Origin of the sequence: Gryllotalpicola kribbensis (genome assembly GCF_039538245.1) — a bacterium.
Taxonomy (GTDB): Bacteria; Actinomycetota; Actinomycetes; order Actinomycetales; family Microbacteriaceae; genus Gryllotalpicola; species Gryllotalpicola kribbensis.
The window spans coordinates 107417-121319 of the sequence record NZ_BAABBX010000004.1 but is presented as its reverse complement, the minus strand read 5'-3'; the positions used below and the strand labels follow the sequence as shown (position 1 = coordinate 121319).

Genomic DNA, 13903 nt, shown 5'->3' with positions numbered 1-13903 from the left:
GGGCGCATCGGGCGGGCCGGTTTGCGGCCTGGTGCGCCCTCGGATGCTGTTCGAGTTTAGCGTATGCCCAGGGGCGGATCCGGGCGCCGAGGCGGCCCGGACGACCAGTCACGGCGCGGGCGACGGGGGCGGCCGCGCCCAGCTTCGGCGTGTCGCGCTGTGATAATCTGGAAGGCGCTGAAGGGACTACTATCTATGCTTTTCGAGGTTGGCGAGACCGTCGTTTACCCCCACCACGGTGCAGCAACGATCACCGAGGTCAAGAAACGGATCATCAAAGGCGAAGAGAAGATCTACCTCAAGCTGAACGTCACCCAGGGCGACCTGACCATCGAGGTTCCCGCTGAGAACGTCGACCTCGTCGGCGTTCGTGACGTGATCGGCAAAGAGGGTCTCGACAAGGTGTTCGAGGTTCTGCGCGCGCCCTTCACGGAAGAGCCCACCAACTGGAGCCGCCGCTACAAGGCGAACCTCGAGAAGCTCGCCTCCGGCGATGTGATCAAGGTCTCCGAGGTCGTTCGCGACCTGTGGCGGCGCGATCAGGACCGCGGCCTGTCGGCCGGTGAGAAGCGGATGCTGGCGAAGGCGCGTCAGATCCTCATCTCTGAGCTGGCCCTCGCCGAGAAGACCGACGAGGAGCAGGCATCCACCGTGCTCGACGAGGTCCTGGCTTCCTGAGCCCGATCTTCTCTGCGTCGTTCGACGCGCCGAAGCGCCCCGACTGTTCAGCAGACAGGCGGGGCGCTTCGCTGTGTGCGGCACACTGGGAGTCGTGAAGGTCGCCGTCATCGTCGTCGCCGCGGGGAGCGGCACCCGCCTCGCGGCCGGAGCCCCCAAGGCGTTCGTTCCGCTCGCCGGCAGCACGATCCTCGAGCACGCGCTGCATTCCGTCGCCGGCATGCGCGACGAGCCCCACGTGATCGTCGTCGCCCCGGCCGAGCTGGTCGATGACGCCCGCGGCATGCTCAGCCGGGTGATCGGGCGCGGGGAGGTCGTCGCGGGCGGCGCGACGCGGCAGGCATCCGTCGCGGCCGGCCTCGCGCTCGTCGGCGATGCCGACATCGTCCTGGTCCACGACGCGGCCCGTGCGCTCACGCCGTCCGCGCTGTTCGACCGGGTGGTCGACGCCGTGGCGGCAAGCGGTGCCGGGGCGATCCCCGGGCTGCCGGTGAGCGACACCATCAAGCGCACGGCCGACGGCGGCGCGATCGTCGAGACGGTCGATCGCTCCGAGCTGTCGGCGGTGCAGACGCCGCAGGGCTTCCCCGCGGCCGAGCTGATCGCGGCCTACGCGTCGGCCGCGCGGGACGTGACTGATGATGCCCAGCTGATGGCGGATGCCGGGCACCCGGTCGCCGTCGTGGAGGGCGACCCGCTCGCCTTCAAGGTCACGACCCTGTGGGATCTGCGCCGCGCAGAGGAGTTGCTGCGGCCGGCCTCCGCCACGCGCATCGGCGTCGGCACCGACACGCACGCCTTCGCGCAGGCGGATGCCCCGCTCTGGCTCGCATGCCTCGAGTGGCCAGGCGAGCGCGGCCTCGCGGGGCACAGCGACGGCGACCCGGTGGCGCACGCGATCGTCGACGCGCTGCTGGCGGCGGCCGGGGTGGGCGACATCGGCACGGTGTTCGGCACGAGCGACCCGCGCTTCGCGGGCGCCCACGGCGAGGTGTTCCTCGCCGAGGCGCGCAGGCTCGTCGAGCACGCCGGCTGGCGCATCGAGAACGTCTCCGTGCAGCTCATCGGCAACCGGCCCCGCTTCGCCCCGCGCAAGGCAGAGGCCGAGGCCCGTGTTTCCGGTCTGCTCGGCGCTCCGGTGGCCATCACGGCGACCACCACCGATGGTCTCGGCTTCACGGGCCGCGGCGAGGGCGTCGCCGCGATCGCGACCGCGCTCATCGCGCGGTAACGCCCAGCTCGCTTTCCGTAAGCTTTGAGCGTGACCATTCGCCTCTACGACACCCGGGCCCAGGCCCTGCGCGACTTCGAGCCGCTGGTCGAGGGGAAGGTCGGCCTCTATGTCTGCGGCCCGACAGTGCAGTCGTCGCCGCACATCGGGCACGTGCGCAGCGCGCTCGTCTACGACATCCTGCGTCGCTGGCTGAGCTATCGCGGCTTCGACGTGACGCTCGTGCGCAACGTGACAGACATCGACGACAAGGTGCTCGCGAACGCGTCGGAGTCCGAGCACTGGTGGGCGCTCGCCTACCGCGTCGAGCTCGAGTTCACGGCCGCGTACCGCGCGATCGGCGTGCTGCCGCCGACGTACGAGCCGCGCGCGACCGCGAATGTGCCGCAGATGCACGAGCTCATCCAGCGACTGATCGACAGCGGGCACGCGTATGCCGCCGGCGACGGCTCGGGCGACGTGTACTTCGACGTGCGCAGCTGGGCCGACTATGGGGCGCTCAGCCACCAGTCCGTCAACGACATGCAGGATGCCGCCGACGCGGACCCGCGCGGCAAGCGCGACCCGCGCGACTTCGCGCTCTGGAAGGGGCGCAAGGACAGCGAGCCCGCCTCGGCGACCTGGAGCAGCCCGTGGGGCCCGGGGCGGCCGGGGTGGCACATCGAGTGCTCCGCGATGTCGTCGCGCTACCTCGGCCCCGAGTTCGACATCCATGGCGGCGGCCTCGACCTGCGCTTCCCGCACCACGAGAACGAGCTCGCCCAGTCGGCGGCCGCGGGCGACGGCTTCGCGCGCTACTGGGTGCACAACGGCCTCGTGCACATCAATGGGCAGAAGATGTCGAAGTCGCTCGGCAACTCGCTCTACGCGGCCGAGCTGCTGGCATCGGCGCCCCCGATCGTCGTGCGCTACGCCCTGGGGCAGGCGCACTACCGCTCGATCATCGACTACACCGACCGCTCGCTCGCCGAAGCCGCCGCGGCCATGGAGCGGATCGAGGGATTCCTCTCGCGCAGTGCGCGCCGCCTCGAGGGCACGCGGTTCACCTCGGCCGAGCTGCCGGTGATCCCCGACGAGTTCGCGGCCGCGATGGACGACGACCTCTCGGTTCCGCAGGCTCTCGCCGTGCTGCACGACACCGTGCGCGAGGGGAACACGGCCCTCGACTCCGAGGACCTGCAGACCGCGGCATCCGCGCGCGGAAAGGTCGTGGCGATGACGCGCGTGCTGGGTATCGACCCGCTGGCGCCCGAGTGGAACACGACGCGCGACACGGCGGCACGGGCGGCGCTCGACGCGCTCGTGACGCGTCTGCTCGACGACCGCCAGACGGCGCGGGCAGCGAAGGACTTCACGGTCGCCGACCGGATCCGCGACGAGCTCGTCGCCGCCGGCATCACGATCGAAGACACCCAGACCGGTGCACACTGGTCGATCGAAGGAGACTGACATGGCTGGTAAGCCTCGCGCGGGCGCAGTCCGCAAGGTGAAGGTGGGACGGAATGGCTGGTAAGCCTCGCGCGGGCGCAGTCCGCAAGGTGAAGAAGGGCTCGACGGGCGTCGGCTCCGGCGGCCGTGGCCGCAAGTCGCTCGAAGGCAAGGGGCCGACGCCGAAGGCCGAGGACCGCGAGTACCACCCCGCCTACCGCAAGAAGATGCTGGCAGAGCGCGCCGCCCAGAAGCGGCAGGGCGCGCAGGGCACCCGCTCGAACACCGGCGGCGGCGCCGCGCAGCGCCGTGCGAAGAGCGATGACACCGAGCTGGTCACGGGGCGCAACTCCGTCGTCGAGGCGCTGCGGGCGGGCATCCCGGCCACCGCGCTCTACATCGCGGCCCGTGCCGAGATGGACGACCGCATGAAGGAGGCGCTGGCGACCGCCGCGCACCGCGGCATTCCCGTGCTCGAGGTGATGCGCCCCGAGCTCGACCGCATGGCCGGTCGCGACGCGGTGCACCAGGGCCTCGCGCTCAAGGTGCCGCCGTACGAGTACGCGCACCCGGCCGAGCTGCTCGACCTGACGATCCGCAAGGGCCAGAAGCCGCTGTTCGTCGCGCTCGACGGGGTCACCGACCCGCGGAACCTCGGAGCGGTCATCCGCTCGACCGCGGCGTTCGGCGGCCAGGGCGTCATCGTGCCGCAGCGGCGCTCTGCCGGCGTGAACTCGGCGGCGTGGAAGACGTCGGCCGGCGCGCTCGCGCGCACGCCGGTCGCGATGGCGCCGAACCTCACGAGCACGCTCAAGGAGTTCAAGAAAGCGGGCGTCTTCGTCATCGGCCTCGCGGCTGGCGGCGATACCGAGCTCTACGACCTCGACCTCGCAGATCAGCCCGTCGTCGTCGTCGCGGGCTCAGAGGGCAAGGGCCTCTCGCGCATCGTCACCGAGACCTGCGACGCGATCGTGTCGATTCCGATCAGCGGCATCGAGTCGCTGAACGCGTCGGTGGCGGCCTCCGTCGCCCTCTACGAGATCGCGAAGGTGCGCGCGCAGAAGAAGGCGTGACGCGCCGCTACTGGTCGAACGAGATCACGCCGGTCGGCAGGCCGAGCGTGAGCGCCTCGGTCGTCGGCGCGAAGACCGTCGCCTCGTCGCGGCGATGTCGCAGCACATTGTCGATGTAGCTCGAGAGGGCTTCGGCGAGGGGGATGTCGCGCCCCTGCTCCTGCGAGATGAACCAGCGGTGATCGAGCAGCTGGTGGAAGACCTCGGCGGGCTCGAGCTTGCCGCGCAGCTCGGCGGGGATCGCGGCGACGACCGGTTCGAAGACCCGGGTCAGCCACTCGTGCGCCACGGCCTCCTCGTCGGCGCCGGGGCGGCCGTAGCTCGCGGCATAGGAGTCGAGGTCGTTGAGCAGGCGGCGCGCCTGGTTCTCGCCTGTGTCAAGTCCCGTGAGGCGCAGCAGCCGGCGCTGGTGGTGGCCGGCGTCGACGACCTTGGGCTGGATCAGAACCTTCGTGCCGGCGGCCTCCGTCTTGATCGTGAGCTCGCCGATGTCGAAGCCGAGGTCGTTGAGGCGCTCTACGCGCTGGTTGATGCGCCAGCGCTCCGACGCGTCGAAGGTCTCGGCGCCGGTCAGCTGGTTCCACAGCTCGCGGTACGTCGAGATGATGCCGTTCGCGATGTCGACCGGGTCGAGCTCGGCGTCGGCGCGGCCGCCTGCCTCGATGTCCATCAGCTCGCCGGCGATGTTGACCCGCGCGATCTCGAGGTCGTTCTCGCGCTGGCCGTTCGAGAGGCCGTGCTCGTGCAGCTGGCCGGTCTCGGCATCCACCAGATACGCGGCGAAGGCGCCCGCATCGCGGCGGAACAGCGTGTTCGAGAGCGACACGTCGCCCCAGTAGAAGCCCGTGATGTGCAGGCGCACGAGCAGCACCGCGAGCGCGTCGACGAGGCGCTTGGCGGTGTCGGGGCGCAGCGTCTGCGAGAACAGGGCGCGGTACGGCAGTGAGAACTTGAGGTGGCGGGTGACCAGCACGGGCGGCAGCTCCTGACCGTGCTCGTCGACGCGGCCCGTGATCGTCGCGACCGGCTCGACAGAGGGGATGTCGAGGCGCTGCAGGGTGCGCAGCAGCTCGTATTCGCGCCGCGCCATCTCACCCGTCGTCTCTTTGACGGCCACCACGTAGCCGCCGAGGTTCGCGAAGCGCACGAGGTGCCGGCTGATTCCCTTCGGCAGCTGCGCGATGTAGTCGGACGGCCACTCGTCGAGCGGCGTGTTCCACGGCAGGTCGAGCAGCGCCGGTTCGGCCGTGGCGGCCGTGATGTCGATGGAGGAGGCCACGAGATTCCCTAGGTCGATGGATCAGTGCGGGGGATGCCGAAGGCCGCGGCCCCCTGAAGGGAACCGCGGCCTCCAAGCATCCGTTCGCGCTCAGTCGGTGACGGCGCCGCCGAGACGCTCGCCCGACTCGACGTCGAAGATGTGCACGTGGCCGGTCTTCGGCGTGATGTAGACGACGTCGCCGGCGTTCGGGTGAACGCGGCCGTCGACGCGGCTGACGATGTCGACGCGCTTGCCCGAGACCTCGGTGTGGCCGTACAGGTAGCCGTCGGCGCCGAGCTCCTCGACGAGGTCGACCTCGACGCGCAGGCCGCTGGACTCGCTGAGGCTCACGACGACGTCCTCGGGGCGCACGCCGATGGTGACCTGCGTGGCCGAGCCGAGCGTGGCGCGGTCGACGGGCACGACGGCCGAGCCGAACTTGACGCCGCCCTCGGTGACGTCGGCGGCGAACAGGTTCATCGCGGGGCTGCCGATGAAGCCGGCGACGAAGACGTTCTTCGGGTCTGCGTAGAGCTCGCGCGGGGTGCCGACCTGCTGCAGCACGCCGTCCTTGAGGACCGCGATGCGGTCGCCCATGGTCAGGGCCTCGGTCTGGTCGTGGGTGACGTAGACCGTCGTGACGCCGAGACGGCGGGTCAGCGACGCGATCTGGGTGCGGGTCTGGACGCGGAGCTTGGCGTCGAGGTTCGACAGCGGCTCGTCCATGAGGAACACCTGGGGGCTGCGGACGATCGCGCGGCCCATGGCGACGCGCTGACGCTGGCCACCAGAGAGCGCCTTCGGCTTGCGGTCGAGGTAGGGCTCGAGGTCGAGCATCTTCGCTGCCTCGCGGACGCGCTGGTTGCGCTCCTCCTTCGCGACGCCCGCGATGCGGAGCGCGAAGCCCATGTTCTCGGCCACGGTCATGTGCGGGTAGAGCGCGTAGTTCTGGAACACCATGGCGATGTCACGGTCCTTCGGCGGGACGTCGGTGACGTTGCGCTCGCCGATGAAGATGTTTCCGCTGTTGACCTCTTCCAGGCCGGCCAGCATGCGGAGGGCGGTCGACTTGCCGGAACCCGAGGGGCCGACCAGGACCAGGAACTCGCCGTCTGCGACGTCGAGGTTCAGAGCGTCGACAGCCGCGATGTTCGAACCCGGGTAGATGCGGGACGCGTTGTCGTACGTGACAGTTGACATGGCGTTATGTCTCCTTCACCGGCAGGTACGTGCCGGACGATCCGTAGTGAATGGATGTTGTCTATGCCGCCAATCGCCTGACGACGCTGACAGCGCTCTCATGCTACGCCATGGATGGCTCGGCTAGCATCGACCAGGCATTCGACGCGAGCGGCTCCGCTCGCATCCGTGGGAAGAGGCATATGACAGACGGCTCGCCGGGCGCAGATCGCACGCCGACCGACGCGCGTGGCATCGCGCGGCAGAAGGCACGCGAACTGCGCGGAAAGCAGCGCAGGAAGGACCGTCGCAACCGGGTCCTGGTGCGCACGGGCATCGTCGTCGCGATCGTCGCAGTGGTCGCGATCGTGACCGTCGTGCTGGTCACCTCGATCCGCCCGCCGCATCGCGGCCCGGCGAACATGGCGAGCGACGGCGTGTTCATCGGCGCCGGCCTCAAGGCTGAGCGGTCGCCGGCGCGCGCGGTCGACGCGAAGCCGACGGCGCGGCCGCTGGACACCACCGGTCAGGTGGTCAACATCTCGACCTATGTCGACTACCTCTGCCAGTACTGCGGGCAGTTCGAGCGCACCAACAACGAGCAGATCGCGAAGCTCGTGAAGTCCGGGGCGGCAACGCTCGAGATCCACCCGCTGCCGTTCTACGCGAACCGCTCGGCGCAGGGCACGCAGTATTCGCTGCGCGCGTCCAACGCGGCGGCGTGCGTGGCGAACTACTCGCCCGACAGCTTCTTCGACTTCAACCGGCTGATGTTCGAGCACGAGCCGGGGCAGACGAGCGCGGGGCTGACCGACGCCCGCATCGCCTCCTACGCCAAGCAGGCGGGCGCTGACCACATGTCGTCGATCCGCTCGTGCATCACCGAGCGCACCTACGAGAACTGGGCCCAGGCCGCTCTCGACCGCGCGTCGACGGGGCCGCTTCCCAACTCCGACGTGAAGAAGGTCACCGCAGACCAGCTGCCGCTCGTCCTCGTCGACGGGCAGCACTACACCGGGTCCGTCACGGATGCCTCGGACTTCCGCGCCTTCATCCAGCAGGCGCAGGGCGAGCGCTTCGCGACGCCGCAGCCGACGGACACCCCGGGCGCGACGTCGACCCCCACGCCGACGCCCACGTCGACCGCGATCATCGTCACCTCCCCGCCGTCGCCGCCCGCCGGCTGAGATCGCCGCGCGGGAACCGGGAACATTCCCGCCCTGGCATCCGTCTACAGAGAAAATGGCATACATGCTGAAGGCTCAGCGCGCCGTCGCAGGCTCGCGCATCACTGGACTCGGTCACTACCAGCCTGAGCGGGTGCTCACCAACGCGGAGCTGGCCACCATGGTCGACACGAGCGACGAGTGGATCCGCACCCGAACCGGCATCATCGAGCGCCACATCGCCCGCGAGGACGAGTCGGTCGCCGACATGGCGACTGCCGCCGCCCGCGCCGCGATCGCCGACGCCGGACTCGAGCCCGACCAGGTGGAGCTCATCGTCGTGGCCTCGACCTCTGTGATGGACCACAGCCCGAACGTCGCCGGCCGGGTCGCCGCGGCGCTCGAGATGACCTCGCCCGTGATCATCGACGTGAACACGGCGTGCTCGGGGTTCGAGCACGGCATCGCGCTGGCGGATGCCGCGATCCGCGCGGGCCAGGTCGAGAGGGCCGTCGTGATCGGGTCCGAGAAGCTCTCGGCGATCACCGACTGGACCGATCGCACGACGTGCGTGCTGACCGCAGACGGGGCCGGCGCCTTCGTGCTCGAGGCCGCTGCGACCGAGGCCGAGATCGGCGTCGGTCCGACGGTGTGGGGGTCCGAGCCGACCATGTCGCGCGCGGTCATCGTCGAGGACGAGACCGGCAACAAGTTCTCGCAGGACGGGCGCATGATCCTGCGCTGGGCGATGTCGAAGGCATCCGGCATCACCCGTGCCGCGGTCGAAGAGGCGGGGCTCAGCATGGACGACATCCAGGTGTTCGTGCCCCACCAGGCCAACCTGCGCATCATCGAGCCGCTCGCTGAGCAGCTCGGCCTGACCGACCGCACGGTCGTCACCGACGTGCAGGTGTCGGGGAACACGTCGGCTGCGTCGATTCCGCTCGGCCTGTCGAAGTGGTGGCACGAGGGCCGGATTCCGGCGAACGCGCCGACCCTGCTGTTCGGCTTCGGCGGCGGCTTCGCCTATGCGAGCCAGGTCGTGCTGACGCCGAACCGGAAGCCGTAGAGCCCCTCCCATAAGATGGGAGTGGCTCTCGGGCCGATGCCGGTTTAGCTCAGTTGGTAGAGCGCTCGCCTTGTAAGCGAGGGGCCAGGGGATCGAGACCCCTAACCGGCTCTCTCAATGCCAACGGCCAGCCGTTCTGGAGCCGCCCTAGTGGATCGCGCCTCGCGGTGTCAACGGGATGGCGCGGCGGATTCCTCGCCCGTACCTTTGAACTCGTTGAGACGGCCCAGGGGCCCGGAAGACATCGAAGTGCGTCAGGGGAGGCGCCGCAGCGCAGCTGCTCAGAGGATGCTCCGGCTGGGGGTGCACCGTCTCGAGCGCCCCGCGCCATTCGGGTTGGTGCGGGGCGCTCCACGTTGTCGGCCGACCGGCCGGCGGCTCAGCCCGCCTCGCGCGAGCGCGGCTTCGCGACGGGGGTGGGTAGCCCGAGCCACCACTCCGGCCCTGAGAGCAGCACCACCTGCGCGTAGTGCCGCACGTCGCCGAGATCGTCGCCGTTGATCCATGCGAAGAACGCGGCCGTCGCACCGGACGAGGCGTATGCCAGTGACATCTGGCGTGTGATCTCAGTCATCGGCTGCAGCTGCTCGGGCACGATCTCGGGGTGGTTGTCGAGGTGCGTCTCGATGACCCGCCGCGCCGCGGCCTCGATGATCGCCGTGAGCCGTGCACCGCTCTTGCTGCCGGGAGCCTGCCGGTAGATGGCGGTGTGGTTGCGCATGTGCTCCATGACCGCGGCGGCGGGCGGCAGGAACACGCTGTCGTCGTTGTCGCCGACGAGCGGCATCGAGAGATACGACGACACCGAGTCGGCCAGCTCGTCCTGCAGGGCGCCGCAGAGGAGCGCGACCGGGTCGCCGGAATGCCGGTAGAACGTGTCTCGGCTGACCCCTGCCTCGGCCGCGACGTCGGTGACCGTCAGGTTGTCGATGCCCTTCTCGACCGCCAGGCGGTAGACGGCATCGACGAGGGCGGTCCGCGAGCGTCGCGATCGGGCATCCATGATGCACCACCCTAGCCCGCGATAAGCGACAGCTGTCCTATAGACAACGCGACAAGTGTCCGATACCCTTCCTGACAGTTGTCGTGTAACGCGCGAAAGGGTGGAGGGATCATGGCCGGCGCGATCGTCGTTCCGAGCCCCACTGCGTGGGAGGCGCTGCTGCAGCGCGTGGGCATGAAGCGCGGCCCGCGGCGCCGCTCGCCGCTGGCGCTGCGCTCGCCGCAGCGCGAGCCTCACGCCGAGATCTTCATGAGCGAGCGCACGGGCGACTGGATCCGCGTCGGCTGCGACTGCCGGTTGGGCTACGACCACTGGCATCTGAACCACTGAGGAACGTGACAAGGGGTTGGGCGCCCTCAGTGCAGATCCGCCCCGCTCCGTCGGCGATTCGGGAACGCCGACGTCGAGCGGGGCGGATCATTTTTGTAAAGCGAGGTTTATCAACCTAGGCTTAGCAATATGGCCGATGCGCGCGAGACCGAAGAGCTCGCGGGCTCGTTGCTCGAGAGCATCCGCCTCTTCATCGCCGCCGCCCGCACGGCACGCGCGGTCGGTGAGCTGAGCGCGTCCGAGATCGGCGCGCTGCTTCACATCAGGCGCGCTGTCGAGACGACGGCCGGTGCGCTCGCGCGGCTCGCCGGCGTCAGCCCGCAGGCGATGGGCGCCACGATCGCCGCACTCGAGACACGCGGCCTCGTCGAGCGCGAGAAGGACTCGGGCGACGGGCGCCGCATGCTGCTGCGCCTGACGGACGCCGGCCGTGAGGTCATGGACGCTCGGCGCGATGCGCGCGCCACGGCGATCGCCCGCGAGCTGGGCCTGCGTTTCGACGCTAACGAGCTCGCGACCCTGCGGGCGGCCGCGCCGCTGCTCGCGCGGCTGGCGGAAGCACTGTGACGGCCGCGGCCCGCGCGCCGCACACCACCCCACCCCAGAAGGAGAACCGATGAGCATTGAACTCGAGCAGACCCCCGCCCTCGTCGTCATCGACCTGCAGACCGGCCTGCGCGGCTACCCGACGGTGCACCCGTTCGATGACGTGGTCGCGAACTCGGCGAAGCTCGCCGAGGCGTTCCGCGCCAAGGGCCTGCCGGTCGTGCTGGTGAACGTCGCCGGGGGAGCCCCCGGCCGCACCGAGCGCAGCAAGGCATCCGGCCGGCCCGCCGGTGGGTCGCTGCCCGCCGAGGCGACCGTGCTGCTGCCCGAGCTCAACCAGCAGCCGAGCGATATCACCGTCACGAAGACCACCCTCGGCGCGTTCCTGTCGACCGACCTCGACGCGAAGCTCAAGGCCGTCGGCGCGACCCAGATCGTGCTCACGGGGGTGTCGACCACCTCGGGCGTCGAGTCGACCGCGCGCTCGGCGTACGAGCTCGGCTACCACGTGGCGTTCGTGGTCGACGCGATGACCGACACGAGCGAAGCCGCACACAACGCATCGGTCGAGCACCAGTTCCCGAAGCTCGGCGAGCTCGGCACGACGGCCGAGGTGCTGGAGTCGCTCGCGGCGCGCTGATTCCGCGGCGCCGCGTCGGGCGGTGCGAGACGTATGCTCCGAGCCTCTCGGGCGTGCGGTTCGCACCGCTCGCGGCCCAGTGCTGCCTGGTCAGGACGGGTCGGGGTCGAGGACCCGCAGACGATGCTCGGGGAACGTGGCCTGCTCGAAAGGGCCGCGGCCGTCGCCCGTGTAGCTCGGCTCCTCGAACGCGACCGTCCAATAGCGCGGCAACTGCAGGCCGGGGTAGGGCGCGATCTCTTTGTTGCCGGGCGCGATGACGACGCCCACCGGATCGTCGTCGTGGGGTTCGAGCTGATCGGAGTCGCTCACGACCGCGACGAGCATGCCGATGCCGACCGCGGGGCCGGTCGACCTCGGCGCCTTCGGGAAGAAGCGATCGAGCCAGTTCATGTGCTCAGGCTACGTCGGGGCGCAGCGCCGCGACGAAGTCCAGCTTGTCGAGCACCGGCGGCGCGATCACGAAGGGGTACACGTCCTCCTTGCCCATGGAGCGGTTGATCATGTTGAGCGCCGTTGACAGGGGGATCCACACGTCTGTCACGAGCTGACGGAACGGCATCCGCCAATCGATCGGGTTCACTGAGATGAGGCCGTAGGCCGCGGCCGTCTCGACGGTGTCGCAGATGTGCAGATAGTGCGCCCAGGTCTCGGCGAAGTCCTCGAACGGATGCATCGACGCATAGGCCGAGATGAACGCGTCGCCCCACTCGGGCGGCGCCCCTTCCGCGTAGTGCCGCTCGAGCGCGGCTTGATAGTCGGCGCTCTCGTCGCCGAAGAGCTCGCGGCAGCGAGCCATGCGCTCCTCGCCGCGCACGAGCAGCCACTCGTAGTAGTGCCCGACTTCGTGACGGAAGTGGCCGAGCATCGTGCGGTACGGCTCGGCGAGCCTGTCGCGGATCTGCTCGCGGTAGGCGTCGTCGCCCTCGGCGAGATCGATCGTGACCACGCCCGAGTCGTGCCCCGTCGTCACGGGCTGGGCGGCGCTCGACAGCAGGTCGAAGGCGAGCCCCGTCTCGGGGTCGCCGGGGCCGGCATCCGTCTCGCTCTTGCCGGTGAGGGGGAAGCCGAGCCGATCGAGCTCGACGATCAGCTGTCGCTTGGCGCGCTCGGCGACCAGGAAGTTCGACAGCCCGGCGCGGTCGTCGTCGCGGGGGCGCGTGCGGGTGAGCGCGCAGTTGAAGCACAGGCCGCCGAGTGTGCGCGTGAGCCAGGTGCAGCCGGAGAGGGTGAGGTTCGCGCACACGTGCCACGTGTCGCCCGCGGCATCGATGTAGACGCCCGAGGGGTCGACGGGGACGATGTCGCGCTCGGCGCGCGAGTAGCCGAGGCCGGTGCCGCACGAGACGCAGACCGAGTTCTCGAAGTACAGCGGGCTGCCGCAGATGCGGCACGTGAAGGACCTCATGGTGCAGTCGTTACCCCTGTGGGGCCACGTCGACCGCGACGCGCAGCGTGGACTTCGTCGCTTCGGTGAAGATGACGCCCTTCAGGGGCGCCACGTCGCCGTAGTCTCGGCCCCAGGCGACCGTCACGTAGCGCTCGCCCGCGCGCTGGTCGTTCGTGGGGTCGACCGCGAGCCAATCGCCCGAGCCGGGCACCCACACCGCGAGCCAGGCGTGTGAGGCATCCGCCCCCACCACACGCGGCTTGCCGGGCGGCGGATCGGTCGCGAGGTAGCCGCTCACATAGCGCGCCGCGAGCCCGTGGCTGCGCAGGCACGCGAGGGCGAGGTGTGCGAAGTCCTGGCAGACCCCTGCGCGCTTCGCGAAGGTATCGGCGACGGTGCTGGTGACGGTCGTCGCGGTCGGGTCGTAGTCGAAATCCGCGTGGATGCGCGACATGAGCTCGGCGACGGCCTCGCCGATCGGCCGGCCGGGGGCGAGCGACGCAGCGGCGTAGTCGTGCGCCGCGAGCACGTGCCTGGCGCCGGGCGACTCGAGTGCGAACTCGGTCGCAGCCCACGCTCCCGGCGTCTCGGGGGCCGCGAAAGGCCGCGCGGACTCCCACGGCGCCTCGAGCGCCGCCTGGTCGTACCACGGCGTCATCGTCGTGACGTCGCTCGTCGCCTCGACGACCAGCTGCTCGTGCCCCGAGGTGACGTGGAAGTAGCTGAGCGCGTTGCCGAAGTAGTCGGTCTGCTGCGAGACGTCGCCGGGCACCGGGTCGATGACCAGGGAGTGCGAATGCACCTCTTGCCAGGGCAGCTGCCGCGGCACGAGGTGCGCGACGCCGAGGCTGTCGCTCACCACATCGTCATAGGCGTACTCGGTGCGGTGCGAGACGCGGTAGCTCATGC

At 70.0% G+C, this 13903-nt stretch carries 15 protein-coding genes and 1 tRNA gene; 10 read left to right on the top strand and 6 right to left on the bottom strand.

Features of this window, described 5'->3' with window-relative positions; genetic code table 11:
* The first annotated feature begins 195 nt into the window (after positions 1–195).
* From ABD716_RS03095 to rlmB, 4 genes are all read left to right on the top strand, one after another.
* Positions 196–678: a CarD family transcriptional regulator gene (locus ABD716_RS03095; protein ID WP_344773688.1), complete on the top strand. Its 483-nt coding sequence runs from the start codon at positions 196–198 to the stop codon at positions 676–678.
* 85 nt (positions 679–763) lie between these two features.
* Positions 764–1909 carry a 2-C-methyl-D-erythritol 4-phosphate cytidylyltransferase gene (ispD, locus tag ABD716_RS03090; RefSeq protein ID WP_344773744.1) on the top strand — a complete coding sequence of 382 codons (1146 nt, stop codon included), beginning with the start codon at positions 764–766 and terminating at the stop codon, positions 1907–1909.
* A 30-nt stretch (positions 1910–1939) separates the two neighbouring features.
* Complete coding sequence (cysS, locus tag ABD716_RS03085) at positions 1940–3358, top strand: cysteine--tRNA ligase (RefSeq protein WP_344773686.1); 1419 nt, start codon at positions 1940–1942, stop codon at positions 3356–3358.
* A 53-nt stretch (positions 3359–3411) separates the two neighbouring features.
* On the top strand, positions 3412–4410 hold the full coding sequence (gene rlmB / locus ABD716_RS03080) for a 23S rRNA (guanosine(2251)-2'-O)-methyltransferase RlmB (protein ID WP_344773684.1): 999 nt from the start codon (positions 3412–3414) through the stop codon (positions 4408–4410).
* A gap of 7 nt (positions 4411–4417) precedes the next feature.
* On the opposite strand, the gene ABD716_RS03075 is transcribed toward rlmB, so the two are convergent.
* Both ABD716_RS03075 and ABD716_RS03070 read right to left on the bottom strand, forming a co-directional pair.
* Positions 4418–5689, bottom strand: coding sequence for a DUF4032 domain-containing protein (locus tag ABD716_RS03075; RefSeq protein ID WP_344773682.1), 1272 nt, complete (start codon positions 5687–5689; stop codon positions 4418–4420).
* A gap of 90 nt (positions 5690–5779) precedes the next feature.
* A complete protein-coding gene (locus ABD716_RS03070) occupies positions 5780–6871 on the bottom strand; it encodes an ABC transporter ATP-binding protein (protein WP_344773680.1) in 1092 nt (363 codons plus the stop codon).
* A 110-nt stretch (positions 6872–6981) separates the two neighbouring features.
* Here ABD716_RS03070 and ABD716_RS03065 point away from each other — a divergent pair, with 110 nt between their 5' ends.
* The 3 genes from ABD716_RS03065 to ABD716_RS03055 all read left to right on the top strand — a co-directional run bounded on the left by ABD716_RS03065 (position 6982) and on the right by ABD716_RS03055 (position 9196).
* The gene (locus ABD716_RS03065) at positions 6982–8037 is read left to right on the top strand and encodes a DsbA family protein (protein WP_344773679.1); all 1056 of its coding nucleotides are present in this window, start codon (positions 6982–6984) and stop codon (positions 8035–8037) included.
* A gap of 64 nt (positions 8038–8101) precedes the next feature.
* Entirely contained in the window at positions 8102–9085 is a 984-nt protein-coding gene (locus tag ABD716_RS03060; RefSeq protein ID WP_344773677.1) for a beta-ketoacyl-ACP synthase 3, read from the top strand.
* A gap of 38 nt (positions 9086–9123) precedes the next feature.
* Positions 9124–9196: transfer RNA gene (locus tag ABD716_RS03055), tRNA-Thr, on the top strand.
* Positions 9197–9464: 268 nt separating this feature from the next.
* On the opposite strand, the gene ABD716_RS03050 is transcribed toward ABD716_RS03055, so the two are convergent.
* Positions 9465–10088, bottom strand: a complete 624-nt coding sequence (locus tag ABD716_RS03050) for a TetR/AcrR family transcriptional regulator (RefSeq protein WP_344773675.1) — start codon at positions 10086–10088, stop codon at positions 9465–9467.
* A gap of 111 nt (positions 10089–10199) precedes the next feature.
* Here ABD716_RS03050 and ABD716_RS03045 point away from each other — a divergent pair, with 111 nt between their 5' ends.
* From ABD716_RS03045 to ABD716_RS03035, 3 genes are all read left to right on the top strand, one after another.
* Entirely contained in the window at positions 10200–10418 is a 219-nt protein-coding gene (locus ABD716_RS03045) for a hypothetical protein (protein WP_344773673.1), read from the top strand.
* A 129-nt stretch (positions 10419–10547) separates the two neighbouring features.
* Positions 10548–10985: a MarR family winged helix-turn-helix transcriptional regulator gene (locus ABD716_RS03040; RefSeq protein ID WP_344773671.1), complete on the top strand. Its 438-nt coding sequence runs from the start codon at positions 10548–10550 to the stop codon at positions 10983–10985.
* A gap of 49 nt (positions 10986–11034) precedes the next feature.
* Positions 11035–11604 (top strand): isochorismatase family protein, encoded by a 570-nt coding sequence (locus ABD716_RS03035; RefSeq protein WP_344773669.1) that lies wholly within the window; start codon positions 11035–11037, stop codon positions 11602–11604.
* Between the two features lie 90 nt (positions 11605–11694).
* On the opposite strand, the gene ABD716_RS03030 is transcribed toward ABD716_RS03035, so the two are convergent.
* Genes ABD716_RS03030 through ABD716_RS03020 form a run of 3 tightly spaced genes read right to left on the bottom strand, consistent with a single transcriptional unit; the run spans position 11695 to position 13901 of the window.
* On the bottom strand, positions 11695–11997 hold the full coding sequence (locus ABD716_RS03030) for a hypothetical protein (RefSeq protein ID WP_344773667.1): 303 nt from the start codon (positions 11995–11997) through the stop codon (positions 11695–11697).
* 4 nt (positions 11998–12001) lie between these two features.
* The gene (locus ABD716_RS03025) at positions 12002–13012 is read right to left on the bottom strand and encodes a zinc-binding metallopeptidase family protein (protein ID WP_344773665.1); all 1011 of its coding nucleotides are present in this window, start codon (positions 13010–13012) and stop codon (positions 12002–12004) included.
* 10 nt (positions 13013–13022) lie between these two features.
* Positions 13023–13901, bottom strand: coding sequence for a transglutaminase family protein (locus tag ABD716_RS03020; protein ID WP_344773663.1), 879 nt, complete (start codon positions 13899–13901; stop codon positions 13023–13025).
* Positions 13902–13903 lie beyond the last annotated feature (2 nt).

What these genes read in the sequence shown, in the direction of transcription:
- ABD716_RS03095 (WP_344773688.1), top strand. Translation starts at nt 196, where the DNA reads ATGCTTTTCGAGGTTGGCGAGACCGTCGTTTACCCCCACCACGGTGCA.
- rlmB (WP_344773684.1), top strand. Translation starts at nt 3,412, where the DNA reads ATGGCTGGTAAGCCTCGCGCGGGCGCAGTCCGCAAGGTGAAGAAGGGC.
- ABD716_RS03070 (WP_344773680.1), bottom strand. Translation starts at nt 6,871, where the DNA reads ATGTCAACTGTCACGTACGACAACGCGTCCCGCATCTACCCGGGTTCG.
- ABD716_RS03065 (WP_344773679.1), top strand. Translation starts at nt 6,982, where the DNA reads ATGGATGGCTCGGCTAGCATCGACCAGGCATTCGACGCGAGCGGCTCC.
- ABD716_RS03060 (WP_344773677.1), top strand. Translation starts at nt 8,102, where the DNA reads ATGCTGAAGGCTCAGCGCGCCGTCGCAGGCTCGCGCATCACTGGACTC.
- ABD716_RS03050 (WP_344773675.1), bottom strand. Translation starts at nt 10,088, where the DNA reads ATGGATGCCCGATCGCGACGCTCGCGGACCGCCCTCGTCGATGCCGTC.
- ABD716_RS03045 (WP_344773673.1), top strand. Translation starts at nt 10,200, where the DNA reads ATGGCCGGCGCGATCGTCGTTCCGAGCCCCACTGCGTGGGAGGCGCTG.
- ABD716_RS03040 (WP_344773671.1), top strand. Translation starts at nt 10,548, where the DNA reads ATGGCCGATGCGCGCGAGACCGAAGAGCTCGCGGGCTCGTTGCTCGAG.
- ABD716_RS03035 (WP_344773669.1), top strand. Translation starts at nt 11,035, where the DNA reads ATGAGCATTGAACTCGAGCAGACCCCCGCCCTCGTCGTCATCGACCTG.
- ABD716_RS03030 (WP_344773667.1), bottom strand. Translation starts at nt 11,997, where the DNA reads ATGAACTGGCTCGATCGCTTCTTCCCGAAGGCGCCGAGGTCGACCGGC.
- ABD716_RS03025 (WP_344773665.1), bottom strand. Translation starts at nt 13,012, where the DNA reads ATGAGGTCCTTCACGTGCCGCATCTGCGGCAGCCCGCTGTACTTCGAG.
- ABD716_RS03020 (WP_344773663.1), bottom strand. Translation starts at nt 13,901, where the DNA reads ATGAGCTACCGCGTCTCGCACCGCACCGAGTACGCCTATGACGATGTG.